Genomic DNA, 12323 nt, shown 5'->3' with positions numbered 1-12323 from the left:
GGTGGGGGAAACCCCCGCGCGCGAAGCGCCCCGCGCTCCGCCGCGAAACACCCAGGTGGACCCCCGCCGCAGGACGCCGCCGACACCCCCGCCGTACCGTGAATCCGGCGCTCCGGAAAAACCGGGGCGTATCGGACAGACGCGGAGGGCGGCCCGGATGGCATGGGATCCCACCACGACGGCGGCCACGACCACCGTCGGCGCCACGGTCGGCGCCACGGTCGGCGCCACCCTAGACGCCGACGAGCCGCCGCGGCCGCTCTCCGCCGCCGAGGCGGAGGCACACGTCCGCCGCACCTGCTTCGCCGCCGCGCCCCCGCTCCGCACCGGCGTCGAGCTCGAATGGCTGGTCCACGACCGCCACGACCCCGCTCGCCTGGTCCCGCCCGAGGCGCTGGACGCCGCCCTCGCCCCGCTGGCCGTCCCCGGCGCGCTGCCCGGCGGCTCCCGTGTCACCCGTGAGCCCGGCGGCCAGGTCGAGCTCAGCGGGCCGCCGGCCACCAGCCTGGTCGGCTGTGTCGGCGCCGCCGCCGACGACGTGGCGGCCCTGCGCCACGCGCTGGCCGCCGCCGGGCTGACCCCGGTCGGCCTCGGGCTCGACCCGTACCGGCTCCGGCCGCGCGTCCTCGACGCCCCCCGCTACCGCGCGATGGAGGCGTACTTCGACCACTTCGGTCCCAGCGGCCGGATCATGATGCGGGCCAGCGCCTCCGTGCAGGTCTGCGTCGACGCCGGCGACGAGTCGGACGGGCCCAGCGGCTACCGTGCCCGCTGGGAGCTGGCCCACAGGCTCGGCCCGGTGCTGGTCGCCGCGTTCGCCAACTCGCCGCTGTGGCGCGGCCGTCCGACCGGCTGGCGGTCCACCCGGCAGGCGGTGTGGGCGCGCGTCGACCCGGGCCGCACCCGCCCGCCGGAGCCGGCCGGCGGCCCCGACGGCGACCCGCGCGCCGCCTGGGCCGGCTACGCCCTGGACGCGCCGCTGCTGTGCGTCCGCCGCGACCCGCCCGCCACCTGGACGACCCCCCGCGCCCGCTCGTTCCGTTCCTGGCTGCGCGGACCGCACCGCCACCCGGAACGGCCTCCCGCGTTGACCGATCTCGACTACCACCTCAGCACCCTGTTCCCGCCGGTCCGGCCCCGCGGCTGGCTCGAACTCCGCATGATCGACGCCCAGTCGGGCGACGACTGGATCGTGCCGGTCGCCGTCGTCCGCACCCTGCTCGACGATCCGGTGGCGGCCGAGGCGGCGCGCCGCGCCACCGAGCCGCTGGTCGGCCCCGCCGGGTGGCCCCGCCCGGAGCTCTGGCTGCGTGCCGCCCGCCACGGACCGGCCGACCCGCTGCTCGGTCCCGCCGTCCGCGCCTGCCTCGCCGCCGCCGAGTCCGCGCTGGCCCGGGACCCGGCGGACGCCCGACTGCGCGCCGCCGTCGGCCGGTTCGCCGACCGCTACGCCGAACGCGGCCGCTGCCCGGCCGACGACCACCTGGACAGCCTCGACCGCCCCGCACGACCCCCACGGGAAGGGGCGCGCCATGACTGACCACACCCTCACCCGGCCCCCCTCGGACGACGTCGACGACCTCGTCGAGGCCCTGGCCGCCGCCCGGCGCCGCACCCGCGCCCTCACCGACTGCCTCCCGGACGACGAACTCACCGCCCAGCACTCCCCGTTGATGTCCCCGCTGGTCTGGGACCTGGCGCACACAGGCAACCAGGAGGAGATCTGGCTGGTCCGCACCGCCGGCGGCCGCCCCGCGCTGCGGCCCGAACTCGACGCCCACTACGACGCGTTCCGCCACCCCCGGGCCGACCGCCCCAGCCTGCCGCTGCTCGCCCCGGATCCGGCCCGCCGCTACCTCGCCCAGGTCCGCGCCCAGGCCCTCGACGTGCTGGCCACCGCGCCGTCCGAGGCCCGCTTCCTCTTCCGGATGATCGCCCAACACGAGCAGCAGCACGACGAGACCATGCTCGCCACCCACCAACTCCGCCGCGGCCCGGCCGTCCTCGCCGCGCCGAACCCGCCGGCCGCGCCCGCCGACGCCGCCACCCTGCCCCGCGAAGTCCTCGTCCCCGGCGGCCCGTTCACCATGGGCACCGACCTGGCCACGGACCCCGACGCGCTGGACAACGAACGCCCGGCGCACCGCGTCGACGTCCCCGCCTTCTGGTTGGACACGGTGCCCGTCACCAACGCCGCCTACCAGGAGTTCATAGCCGACGGCGGCTACCGACAGGCCCGTTGGTGGCACCCGGACGGCTGGCTCCACCGTCGGCGCGCCGAGCTCACCGCCCCCGCCTTCTGGCACCGCGACGGCGACACCTGGCTGCGCCGCCGCTTCGGCCACGTCGAGCCGGTGCCGCCGAACGAACCCGTGCTGCACGTGAGTTGGTACGAGGCCGACGCCTACGCCCGCTGGGCGGGACGCCGGCTGCCCACCGAGGCCGAGTGGGAGAAGGCCGCCCGCCACGACCCGGCCGCCGGCCGCTCCCGGCGCCACCCCTGGGGCGACGCGCCACCCACCCCCGACCACGCCAACCTCGGCCAGCGCCACCTGCGTCCGGCGCCCGCCGGCAGCTACCCGGCCGGCGCCGCGCCCTGCGGGGCCAGGCAACTCCTCGGCGACGTCTGGGAGTGGACCGCCACCGACTTCACCGGCCACCCCGGCTTCGCCGCGCACCCCTACCGCGAGTACAGCGAGGTCTTCTTCGGCAGCGAGTACAAGGTGCTGCGCGGCGGCTCCTTCGGCACCGGACCCGTCGCCTGCCGATCCACCTTCCGCAACTGGGACTTCCCCGTCCGCCGCCAGATCTTCGCCGGCTTCCGCACCGCCAGGAGCGCCTGATGTGCCGGCACCTGGCCTACCTCGGCCCGCCCCGGGCGCTGGCCGAGATCGTCACCGACCCGCCGCACAGCCTCTACGAACAGTCCTACGCGCCCCGGCGAGGGACCGACGGGGTCGTCAACGCCGACGGCTTCGGCATCGGCTGGTACCCGCCGGGCGACCGCGCGGGACCGGTCCGCTACCGGCGCGCCGTCCCCATCTGGGCGGACGCCAACTTCCCCGGTCTCGCCCACCTGTTGCGCAGCGGCGCGGTGCTCGCCGCGGTCCGCTCCGCCTCCCCGGGCAACAGCCTGGAGGAGTCGGCCGCCGCGCCCTACGCGTTGGGCCGCTGGCTGTTCTCCCTCAACGGTTTCGTGGAGCGCTGGGAGTCGCTGCCCGGCGACACCGGCGAGTCGCTGTCCGCCGCCGACCTGCTGACCATGGAGGCGCACACCGACGCCGCCCTGCTCTGGGTCATGGTCGCCCGCCGCCTCACCGCCGGCGCCCCGGCCGGCGACGCGCTCGCCGAGGTCGCCAGGCTCACCGCCGCGGCCCGCCCGGCGGCCCGCCTCAACCTCCTGCTCACCGACGGCCGCGCCATCGCCGCGATCCGCCGCGGCGCCTCCCTCCACTACCGCAGGACGAGCGACGAGGTGACCGTCGCGTCCGAGCCCACCACCGATGACCGCGACTGGCAGGAGGTCCCCGACCAGTCGCTCCTCCTCACCACCCAACACACCGCGGAGATAGCCCCGTTGTGACCCCACCCGAAAGGAACCCCCCATGACCCCGTCCACCACGGGCGACGCCACAGGCCACTTCACCGTCGAACGCCGCATCGCCGCCGACCACCTCACCCGCGCGCTGCGCGCCGACGCCCAGGCCGGGCTGACCGAGAGCCCCAAGTCCCTGCCGCCCAAGTGGTTCTACGACGCCCGCGGCAGCATGCTCTTCGACCGCATCACCCGGCTCCCCGAGTACTACCTCACCCGCGCGGAACGCATGGTGCTGCGCGCCAACGCCCCACGCGTCGCCGAACTCACCGGCGCCCGTGCCCTCGTCGAACTCGGCTCAGGATCATCGGAGAAGACCCGCATACTGCTCGACGCCCTCACCGCCGCCGGCACCCTGCGCCGCTACGCCCCCCTCGACGTCAGCGAGTCGGCGCTCACCGCCGCGGGCCAGGCGCTCGCCGCCGCCTACCCGGGGCTGGCGATCACCGCCACCGTCGCCGACTTCGAGACCGACCTCGCTCTCCCCGAGCCCTCCGCCGGGCCCCGCCTGGTCGCGTTCCTCGGCTCGACGCTCGGCAACCTCGACACCGAACAGCGCGCCGCCTTCCTCGGCCGCCTGCGCCAGGCACTGACCACGGAGGGTGACGCGCTGCTGCTCGGCGTCGACCTCGTCAAGGACCCGGCCCGCATGCTGCGCGCCTACGACGACGGGCAGGGCGTCACGGCCGAGTTCAACAAGAACCTGCTCACCATCCTCAACCGCGAGCTCGACGCCGACTTCGACCCCGGCGCCTTCGACCACCGCGCGATCTGGAACGAGGAGGAGGAACGCATGGAGATGCGGCTGCGGGCGCGCGTCACCCACAGCGTCAAGATCCCCACCCTCGACCTCACCCTGGACTTCCTGCGCGGCGAGGACCTGCGCACCGAGATCTCCGTCAAGTTCCGGCGCGAGGGGCTCGAGCCGGAACTGGCCCAGGCCGGCTTCACGCTCGAACACTGGTGGACCGACCAACAGGAACGGTTCGCCGTGCTCCTCGCGGTGCCGGCCTGAGCCGCGCGGACCGCCTCACTCCTCGGTCGTGACCTCGATGTGCCGGGTGCCGGCGCCGGCCGCCTTCGGGATGCGCACCGTCAACAGCCCCTCGCGCAACGTCGCGGTCACGCGCTCGGCGTCCACCTGACCCGGCAGCATCGTCCGGTACTCGAACCGGCCGGTGCGCCGGGTCCCGCGGTGCAGCGTGCCCTGCCGCTCCTGCTGGATGTACTCGCCGCTGATCGTCACCTCGCGCTCGTCGAGCTCGATGTCGATGTCCTGGCGGGCCATCCCGGGCAGCTCGCACTCGATCACGTACGCGTCGTCGAACTCCGTCAGATCCGCGAACGGCGTCCACGCCGTGCCACGCGCGAGCCCACCGCCGACGGTCGACTCGAGCAGGGTCCCCATCCGACTGAAGAGATCATCGAACTCGGACATCGCGTCCCGACCCCACGACCGCCGACTCTCGGGCATCGGCCGCTGCCGTCGTGTGGGAAGTGTCATGGCGGCTCACCTCCATCAGGAGAATCGCGACATTTCCGCCACTTTCGATGCTAGTAGCCGCCCCCGCCCCCTGTCACACGTGCCCCCGCCCCCCACCCCACCACCCGCTACACTGGTCGTCCACGACGCGCCTTCGTAGCTCAGGGGATAGAGCACCGCTCTCCTAAAGCGGGTGTCGCAGGTTCGAATCCTGCCGGGGGCACCAGTGCGAACGCCCCGGACCGAGCACGGTCCGGGGCGTTTGGCATCCCCTTCCGGCATGAACGAGCGCGGTCGCGGACGGCCCCGGGAGGAGCATATGGCGGAGGTACCATAACCATATGGCCTTGAAGAAGACGACCGTCATGGTCGACGAGGAGGACCTCGCGCTGATCAAGGAGGCGGCGGCGCGGGAGGGGCGGCCGGAGTCGGAGTACTTCCGGGAGGCCTTCCATCTCGCCGCCCTCCGCACCCGGCGTTGGGACGAGGAGTGGGACATCCCGCGCCTGGACTTCGGCGGCCCGGTCACCACCGAGGAAATCGACCGAGCGGTCTCGGACGGCGTGGCGGACGCCGAGTGATCGTCGTCGGCGACACCTCCGGCCTGGTCGCCGCCCTCAACACCTCGGATCCCGAGCACAAAGCCGCCCGCACCGCCATGCGCCAGGCGGCGCTCACCGTGGTGTCGCCGCTCGTGATCCTTGAGATCGAGCACATCACCACGCGCAATGTCGACCGCCGGGCCGCCTACGTGGTGAACGACTGGCTGTTGGCCCAGGAACGCACCGGACGCGTAGCCATCCCCGAGCTGTCAGCCGACACGCTGCGTAAGGCCCGCATGGTCCAGAACCGCTACGCGGCTCTGCGACTCGACCTGACCGACGCGGTGAACGTCGTCCTGGCCGAGGCGTTCGACACCGAGACCATCCTGACCCTCGACCGCCGGGACTTCAGAGCCGTCACCCCACTCACCGGCAACCACGCCTTTCGCCTTCTGCCCGACGCCCTGTAGAGCCAACCGGCCCCGCGCCATAAGCGCCTTCCAGGCGACCGGCCAGCCGCCGTGACGCCCAAGGAGCCGGCCTACTCGTGCACGGTCCCCACAAAGGCGGCGTATCGAGCGGCCCAACGACGTGTGCTCGCTGCTTGTTCTGCTGGACCAGCCGAGCGCGTTGAGGGAGCGGAAGGCGTCCGGGCCAGTTCGCCGACACGGACAGCGCTTCCGTCCCCTCCAGAACGTGTAGGAGACGGGCATCGCCCCCGGCGCCCTGGCGGCCCTCGGTCGCGAGCGCCGCGCCCGGCACCTCGTCACGACGGCACGCGCCCTGGCCTGTCGGCGCGACGAGGTGTCGGCCGGCCGTGCTGGCGGTCGTGTGTGGGATCTGCTGCTCGTGCCGGTCCCTTCGTTGGAGTTGCGAACGCTGGCCGAACGCTGTGGGGTTCACGCATGACCAAGGTGCTGTACCTCATCGCCTGTGCGGCCGGTCCCGCGCAGCACGTGGACGAGGGTGTTCGGCAGGCGCAGGCTGCGGGGTGGGACGTGTGCCTGATCCTCACGCCGTCGGCCGCCCGCTGGTGGGAGCCGCGTCTGCCCGAACTGGCCGAGCTGACCGGTCACCCGGTGCGCTCGCAGTACAAACTGCCCTGGGAGAAGGACGCCTTGCCGAAGGCGACGGCGATGCTGGTGGCGCCGCTGACCACCACCAGCGCCTGCAAGTGGGCGGCCGGCATCACCGACACCGTCGCCCTCGGCCTCCCTGCCGAGGGCGTGCACCTCGGCGTGCCCGTGGTGGCCATGCCGTTCTGGTCCACCGCACTCGGCGCGCAGCCGGCGGTTGACCGAGCGGTGGCGACGCTGCGCGAGCAGGGGGTGCGCGTCATCTTCGGCGCCGGCGAGCCGCACCCGCCTAAACAGGGCGACATCGCTGCCTTCTCCTGGGGCGACGGCCTCGCGGCTCTCGCCTAACCGGTCAGAGTCGCCGCGACGGTGAAGCCCATGGCCCCTTCAGTCAGCTGGCCATCGTGCGTCCTGGTCCGCTTGGACCACCGGGCGACACGGGGCCCATGCGATCGGTACCTGCGCTTCTTGGTTCGCTGATGGTGCTGTGACTCCCCGACGCAGGTGTCAGGCGCCGCGCAGTCGTCCCGACTGCCCTGTCGCCGAAGCCGTATGCGCTCAGAGCGTGCTTCAGGTCATGGGAAATGCGCCTGCCCCACAGCTGAGAAGGAATCCAGAGTGAAGCTCAGGGCCATCGTGCCCGAGTCCAGAAGCAATGGCTGACAGGGGAGGAAGTCATGGAGTGGAAGCAGGGCAAATGCGGGAGCTTGCAAACAACGACAGGTAAGCCGTGCAAGCGGCCGAGGATGAAGGGGCACTCTCGTTGCCACGAGCATCGGGGCGTTGGGTCCAGCCGCTAAGACGCGTAGGAAGTGACACGGCGGAAGCCTCTCCTGGACGTCCACGGCCGACGACGACGGGTGTGAGCGACGGCGGAGCCACGTGGACGAACACGGAATCGAGGTCCCTACGTGGAACCGCCCGCCGCTGCTGACCGAGTGTCTCGACCGAACTCCAACGCGGGCATGCGCGGCTTCGGAGTCCAGCGCGCCGCGGAGGTCGCGGCGGGGCCGTCGGCGGCGACCGGTCATCGGGGCGGGGCCTCTCCGCGTTTCCAGAAGCAGTCGGTCGCGTGGTCGTCGTCCGTGACGGTCCCGCGGTCGCAGTACAGGCAGCGGACCGGCACGGTCGGTTCCACGGGGCCTTCCAGGCCGGTCACCACGGTGACCGCGGTGCTTTCGTGCGGTGGGTCAGTCATGGTTCATCCCGTGCCGAATGGCGCGGGTCAATGCGGGTCGCAGGACGGCGGGATCGGCCAGATGGCGTTCGCTGAGCGGAGGTACCAGCCAGCGGATCGGTGGGCCGCCCTCCCAGAGCCGCCAGCGCCATTCGGCCGGTGGGATCGTGAGGTAGTGCCCGTGACCGAGCACGCGTGCCTCGGGTAGGTCCCAGGCGCTCGCGGTCCCGACCGGTGCCAGCCACCAGGCGAGCCTTCGCGGTTCGTCCTCCACCACCGGCCCGCACCGGCCGGTCAGTTCGCCGAGCACGCAGACGGCGGCGAAGCTGTGGGCCTCGACGGCGTCCCACCAGCGGCCGGCCGGAACGGTCCGGACCCCGAGCTCGGCGGTGGGAATCCAGGGAACAGCGAGCGCACCCACATCTTCCTCCAAGGTGGGCGGGAGCATCGATCGGAAATCGCGATCAGAATGTCCGGGCCGACCCGAGATGGGCAGTGTGTGTTTGTCCCAGGCGAGGGCGAATGATTCACACACTGTGTGATCGGGGCGTCACTAGAATCGACTCCCACCCACCGAGGGGGAGCGATGGAGCCCAACACGCTGCTTGACGCCCTACTGGAAGAAGCGGGGATCTCGCACGTCGGCCTCGCCGCCCGCGTCAACCAGGCGGGCCATGCCCGAGGCATGCGCCTCCGCTACGACAACACGTCCGTCATCCGCTGGCTCAAGGGCCAGCGCCCGCGCGGCCAGGTACCTGATCTCATCTGCGCGATCCTGGCCGCCCGGCTGCAGCGCCCGGTCTCCCTGGATGATGTCGGCATGGGCAAGCCGGGCGCCCCACCGGCGGCGAACGCGCCCCTGCCGGGGTTCGTCGAGCGGGCCACCGCGCTCTGGCGATCCGACGAGCAACGGCGCATGCCGAACCTGACCATATTGACCGGCATGGCCGCCGCAGCCCCGGTGTGGGAATGGGAGAATCCGCCCGACGACGCGGATGTCTCCCGCCGCGGCTCGCTGCGGGTCAGCGGTGACGATGTCGCCGTACTGCGCGCGGCACGCATTCACTTCGAGCAGATGTACCGCAGGCCGGCGGGGTCGCCGCTCGCGGCCGGATCCTGGCCTTCCTCAACGGAGAAGCGGCACTGCTGCTGCGTGGCTCCTACTCGGATGCCATCGGCCGTGAACTCCACCGAGCGGTCGGTGGCCTCGTGGCCATCGCCGGAATCTGTTCCTACGACTCCGATCGGCAGGGGCTGGCCCAAAGGTACTTTCATCAGGCACTGCGGCTGGCGAAGGCGAGTGGCGACCGTGCTTTCGGCGGCTACATCATGGCCCTGCTCGTCAACCAGTCCGTGTACTTGCGGGAGTACCGCCAGGCCGTCGCGTTCGCCGAGGCCGGGCTGCGCGCGGCGGGCGCGCACATCTCACCGGCGCTCGCGACGGACTTGCACGCCATGCAGGCCAAGGCGTTCGCGCGCATGGGAGACCAACACTCGGCGCATCGCTCCATGCGGCTCGCGGAAGCCTCGGCCGGCCGGATCCGTCGGGACGAGGAACCGGACGAGACCGGCTACGTCCAGCCCGGCCTCGTTGAGGCGCACTTCGCCGAGGCGCTGATGAGCCTTGGAGACGTGAAGCCGGCTCAGGCGTATGCCGTCGAAGCCGCGGACATCCAGGCCCATGCCCGGGGCCGGGTGCACCGGCTCGCGACGCTCACCCGCGCGGAGGTGGCCGCAGGCGATGCCGAACAGGGCGCCGCGACGGCCGCGGAGATGGTTCACATGGTGCAGGGGATGGAGTCCCGTCGGCTCCGAGACCGACTCGTCTCCGTGCGTCGCACGCTCGCACAGGCGGGCGGTGCCGCGGCCGCGAGCGCCGTCGAGATGATCGACGAGACGTTGAACGTGCCGATCGGCTGACCGCGCCTTCGCCGCCTCTCGGTGTGCTGGGATGAGCACTCCCGATGATGAGAGGGCGAGCAGGCGTGCAGTGGAAGAACCTGAGCGAGCACACCGTGTACGAGAACCCCTGGGTCCGGCTGAACCTCGCCGACGTCGAACTGCCGGACGGGCGGCATCTCGACCACTACCTGCTGCGCCAGCGGCCCGTCGCCCTCGCGACAGCCGTCAACGAGCGCGACGAGGTTCTCCTGCTGTGGCGGCACCGGTTCATCACCGACTCGTGGGGCTGGGAGATCGCCGCCGGCGTCGTCGAGGACGGCGAGGACGTCGAAGTCGCCGCGGCGCGGGAGATGCTCGAAGAGACGGGGTGGCGGCCGGCTGCGCCGCTTCGGCACCTGATGACTGTCGAGCCGTCCAACGGGTTCAGCGATGCCCGGCATCACGTGTACTGGTGTGAAGGTGCCGAGTATGTCGGGGAACCGGTCGACGCCTTCGAGTCCGAGAAGCGTGAGTGGGTGCCTCTGGCGGATGTGCCGGGGCTCGTCGCCGGCGGAGAGGTGCGCGCGGCCAACGCGGCTGCGGCGCTTCTCCTACTGCATCGGATGCGTTCCGCGTAGAGCGCCGGAGGGCCCGGGGCGATCGAGGGCGTCCCCGTGCGCGGGGTCCGTGTCGAACTCGCCGCGTCGGCTCGCGTGTTTCCCGCCTGTCTCCCCCGGCTCGCCAGTAACGGAACGTTACGAATGGGAGTCATTCGGTTCACCATCACCCGTCGGTCCGTGTGGACGGAACGTGGCAAGACGGAAACTGACGGCTCATCAGAATGTGCGTGTCGTTCGGCACAGTGGAGCGCATGACTCACTCCCCAGCAGCAGACCAGCAGGTGACCGAGGAGACGCTGTACGACCGGCTCGGCGGGGAGGCCGCCGTGGGGGCGGTCGTCGAGATCTTCTATGGGAAGGTGTTGGCCGACGAGGCGCTCGCCGGGTATTTCGACGGCGTCGATGTCGACCGGCTCAAGAGGCACCAGAGTCGTTTCATCGGGCAGGCGCTCGGGGCCGTCAGGCCCTACAGCGGGCGGTCGATGGAGAAGGCGCACGGGCATCTCGGCGTCACGGACGCGGCGTTCGACCGGGTGGTGGGGCATCTCGCGGCCTCGCTCGCCGAGGCCGGCGTCGACGAGGACACCATCGGGGTGATCGCCGCGAGGCTCGGGCCGCTCCGGGCCGACATCGTCACCGCCTGAAGCCAGAGGGCTGGGTGGCGCACGTCACACTCGGGCCGTGTCACGGATGGGAGGGGCCGCCGCATCTGCTGGTCGTCAAACGGCTGATGGAGAGGCGGAGCGATGAGCGCACAGCGCGAAGAGCGGCGGCAGCACCACGTGGTCGTCCTGGGGGCGGGGTACGCCGGCCTGGCCGCCGCGGTGCAGCTGTCGGCCCGCACGAGGAAGCGGGCCGACGTGGCGGTCACCGTGGTGAACGGGCAGGAGCGGTTCACCGAGCGGATGCGGCTGCACGCGGCGGCGAGCGGGCAGCGGCTGGCCGAGCTGAGCGTGCCCGAGCTGCTGGACGGCACCGGCGCCCGGTTCGTGCGCGGCTGGGTGACGGCGGTGGACGCCGACGCGCGGACCGTGCGGGTCGACGACGAGCGGGTGCTGCGCTACGACACGCTGGTGTACGCGTTGGGCGGGGTGGCGGACACGGCGGCGGTGCCGGGCGCCCGGGAGCACGGCCACACGTTGGACGGCGCGCAGGACGCCGAGGTGCTGGCCGAGCGGCTGGCGCGGCTCGGTGGGGCCGGGACCGTCGTGGTCGGCGGCAGCGGGCTGACCGGCGTCGAGGCGGCCGCCGAGATCGCCGAGCGGCACCCGGGGCTCGACGTCGTCCTGCTGGGCAGGACCGAGCCGGGCGCCACCATGAACCCCAGGGCCCGGGCGCATGTGCGGGCCGCGCTCGACCGGCTCGGGGTCCGGGTGCGCGCCGGGGTCGAGGTGGCGAAGGTGCTGCCGGGATCGGTCGAGTTGGTGGGCGGCGAGAGCGTGCCCGCCGACGCGGTGCTGTGGACCAGCGGCACGCGGGTCTCGCCGCTGGCGGCCGCCGCGGGGCTGACCGTGGACGAGCGGGGACGCGTCGTCGTCGACGCCGCGCTGCGGTCGGTGTCGCACCCGGAGGTGTACGCGGTCGGGGACGCGGCCGCGATCACCCAGGGCTACGGCGTCATGCACGGCACCTGCCAGGGCGGCATGCCGACGGGTGTGCACGCCGCCCTGACGATCCTGCGGGTGCTGGCGGGCCGGCGGCCCAGGCCGTTCAGGTTCGGCTACTACCACACGCCGGTGAGCCTGGGCCGGGGCGACGCGGTGGTGCAGTTCACCCGCCCCGACGACAGCCCGCGCCGGGTCTGCCTCACCGGCCGCGCGGCGGTCTGGTACAAGGAGACGGTGACCGCCGCGCCGTGGCCGACCTACGGCCGGATGAGGAAGCTGCCCGCCTCGGGCGCGTTCTGGCCGCGCGGCGGCCGTTTCACCCGCGTCCGGAAGGCGCGGTGA

Annotated in this window: 13 protein-coding genes, 1 tRNA gene and 1 pseudogene; 12 read left to right on the top strand and 3 right to left on the bottom strand. The window is 72.6% G+C overall.

From position 1 onward, the window contains the following. Nucleotides 1–157 precede the first annotated feature (157 nt). The 4 genes from egtA to egtD are packed head-to-tail and all read left to right on the top strand — an operon-like array spanning nt 158 to nt 4610. Nucleotides 158–1540, top strand: coding sequence for an ergothioneine biosynthesis glutamate--cysteine ligase EgtA (egtA, locus tag RNC47_RS28290; RefSeq protein ID WP_311602755.1), 1383 nt, complete (start codon nt 158–160; stop codon nt 1538–1540). Further along, complete coding sequence (gene egtB / locus RNC47_RS28285) at nt 1533–2843, top strand: ergothioneine biosynthesis protein EgtB (RefSeq protein ID WP_311602754.1); 1311 nt, start codon at nt 1533–1535, stop codon at nt 2841–2843. The genes egtA and egtB overlap by 8 nt, the downstream gene beginning before the upstream one ends. Beyond that, complete coding sequence (gene egtC / locus RNC47_RS28280) at nt 2843–3583, top strand: ergothioneine biosynthesis protein EgtC (protein ID WP_311602753.1); 741 nt, start codon at nt 2843–2845, stop codon at nt 3581–3583. Before egtB ends, egtC begins: the two co-directional genes overlap by 1 nt. Before the next feature lie 22 nt (nt 3584–3605). Next, nucleotides 3606–4610, top strand: a complete 1005-nt coding sequence (gene egtD, locus RNC47_RS28275) for an L-histidine N(alpha)-methyltransferase (RefSeq protein ID WP_311602752.1) — start codon at nt 3606–3608, stop codon at nt 4608–4610. A 15-nt stretch (nt 4611–4625) separates the two neighbouring features. On the opposite strand, the gene RNC47_RS28270 is transcribed toward egtD, so the two are convergent. Continuing rightward, nucleotides 4626–5003: an Hsp20/alpha crystallin family protein gene (locus RNC47_RS28270; protein ID WP_311602750.1), complete on the bottom strand. Its 378-nt coding sequence runs from the start codon at nt 5001–5003 to the stop codon at nt 4626–4628. Between the two features lie 225 nt (nt 5004–5228). Here RNC47_RS28270 and RNC47_RS28265 point away from each other — a divergent pair. The 4 genes from RNC47_RS28265 (at nt 5229) to RNC47_RS28250 (ending at nt 7044) form a co-directional block, all read left to right on the top strand. Continuing rightward, nucleotides 5229–5304, top strand: a tRNA-Arg gene (locus RNC47_RS28265). A 115-nt stretch (nt 5305–5419) separates the two neighbouring features. Continuing rightward, nucleotides 5420–5659 carry a ribbon-helix-helix protein, CopG family gene (locus tag RNC47_RS28260; protein ID WP_311602748.1) on the top strand — a complete coding sequence of 80 codons (240 nt, stop codon included), beginning with the start codon at nt 5420–5422 and terminating at the stop codon, nt 5657–5659. Then, a complete protein-coding gene (locus tag RNC47_RS28255) occupies nt 5656–6090 on the top strand; it encodes a PIN domain-containing protein (protein WP_311602747.1) in 435 nt (144 codons plus the stop codon). Before RNC47_RS28260 ends, RNC47_RS28255 begins: the two co-directional genes overlap by 4 nt. 435 nt (nt 6091–6525) lie before the next feature. After that, nucleotides 6526–7044, top strand: coding sequence for a flavoprotein (locus RNC47_RS28250; protein ID WP_311602746.1), 519 nt, complete (start codon nt 6526–6528; stop codon nt 7042–7044). A 679-nt stretch (nt 7045–7723) separates the two neighbouring features. Here the strand turns inward: RNC47_RS28250 and RNC47_RS28245 are convergent. Together RNC47_RS28245 and RNC47_RS28240 are read right to left on the bottom strand one after the other, a co-directional pair. Then, nucleotides 7724–7894, bottom strand: coding sequence for a hypothetical protein (locus RNC47_RS28245; protein ID WP_311602744.1), 171 nt, complete (start codon nt 7892–7894; stop codon nt 7724–7726). Beyond that, entirely contained in the window at nt 7887–8306 is a 420-nt protein-coding gene (locus RNC47_RS28240) for a hypothetical protein (RefSeq protein ID WP_311602742.1), read from the bottom strand. The genes RNC47_RS28245 and RNC47_RS28240 overlap by 8 nt, the downstream gene beginning before the upstream one ends. 153 nt (nt 8307–8459) lie before the next feature. Here RNC47_RS28240 and RNC47_RS28235 point away from each other — a divergent pair. The 4 genes and pseudogenes from RNC47_RS28235 to RNC47_RS28220 all read left to right on the top strand — a co-directional run bounded on the left by RNC47_RS28235 (nt 8460) and on the right by RNC47_RS28220 (nt 12323). After that, nucleotides 8460–9793, top strand: a pseudogene (locus tag RNC47_RS28235) (transcriptional regulator). A 65-nt stretch (nt 9794–9858) separates the two neighbouring features. Continuing rightward, nucleotides 9859–10392, top strand: a complete 534-nt coding sequence (locus tag RNC47_RS28230; RefSeq protein WP_311602740.1) for an NUDIX hydrolase — start codon at nt 9859–9861, stop codon at nt 10390–10392. 233 nt (nt 10393–10625) lie between these two features. Further along, nucleotides 10626–11018, top strand: a complete 393-nt coding sequence (locus RNC47_RS28225; protein WP_311602739.1) for a group I truncated hemoglobin — start codon at nt 10626–10628, stop codon at nt 11016–11018. A gap of 102 nt (nt 11019–11120) precedes the next feature. Beyond that, complete coding sequence (locus RNC47_RS28220) at nt 11121–12323, top strand: NAD(P)/FAD-dependent oxidoreductase (RefSeq protein WP_311602737.1); 1203 nt, start codon at nt 11121–11123, stop codon at nt 12321–12323.

Origin of the sequence: Streptomyces millisiae (assembly GCF_031845425.1) — a bacterium.
In the GTDB taxonomy this organism is placed as follows: Bacteria; Actinomycetota; Actinomycetes; order Streptomycetales; family Streptomycetaceae; genus Streptomyces; species Streptomyces millisiae.
Note: the sequence above shows the minus strand (reverse complement) of the source record. Positions and strands in the feature narration are given on the sequence as shown.

Bases quoted from the DNA above. Each gene is read 5' to 3' on its own strand.
- RNC47_RS28220 (WP_311602737.1), top strand. From the start codon at position 11,121: ATGAGCGCACAGCGCGAAGAGCGGCGGCAGCACCACGTGGTCGTCCTG.
- RNC47_RS28245 (WP_311602744.1), bottom strand. From the start codon at position 7,894: ATGACTGACCCACCGCACGAAAGCACCGCGGTCACCGTGGTGACCGGC.
- egtA (WP_311602755.1), top strand. From the start codon at position 158: ATGGCATGGGATCCCACCACGACGGCGGCCACGACCACCGTCGGCGCC.
- egtC (WP_311602753.1), top strand. From the start codon at position 2,843: ATGTGCCGGCACCTGGCCTACCTCGGCCCGCCCCGGGCGCTGGCCGAG.
- egtB (WP_311602754.1), top strand. From the start codon at position 1,533: ATGACTGACCACACCCTCACCCGGCCCCCCTCGGACGACGTCGACGAC.
- RNC47_RS28250 (WP_311602746.1), top strand. From the start codon at position 6,526: ATGACCAAGGTGCTGTACCTCATCGCCTGTGCGGCCGGTCCCGCGCAG.
- RNC47_RS28225 (WP_311602739.1), top strand. From the start codon at position 10,626: ATGACTCACTCCCCAGCAGCAGACCAGCAGGTGACCGAGGAGACGCTG.
- RNC47_RS28260 (WP_311602748.1), top strand. From the start codon at position 5,420: ATGGCCTTGAAGAAGACGACCGTCATGGTCGACGAGGAGGACCTCGCG.
- egtD (WP_311602752.1), top strand. From the start codon at position 3,606: ATGACCCCGTCCACCACGGGCGACGCCACAGGCCACTTCACCGTCGAA.
- RNC47_RS28270 (WP_311602750.1), bottom strand. From the start codon at position 5,003: ATGGGGACCCTGCTCGAGTCGACCGTCGGCGGTGGGCTCGCGCGTGGC.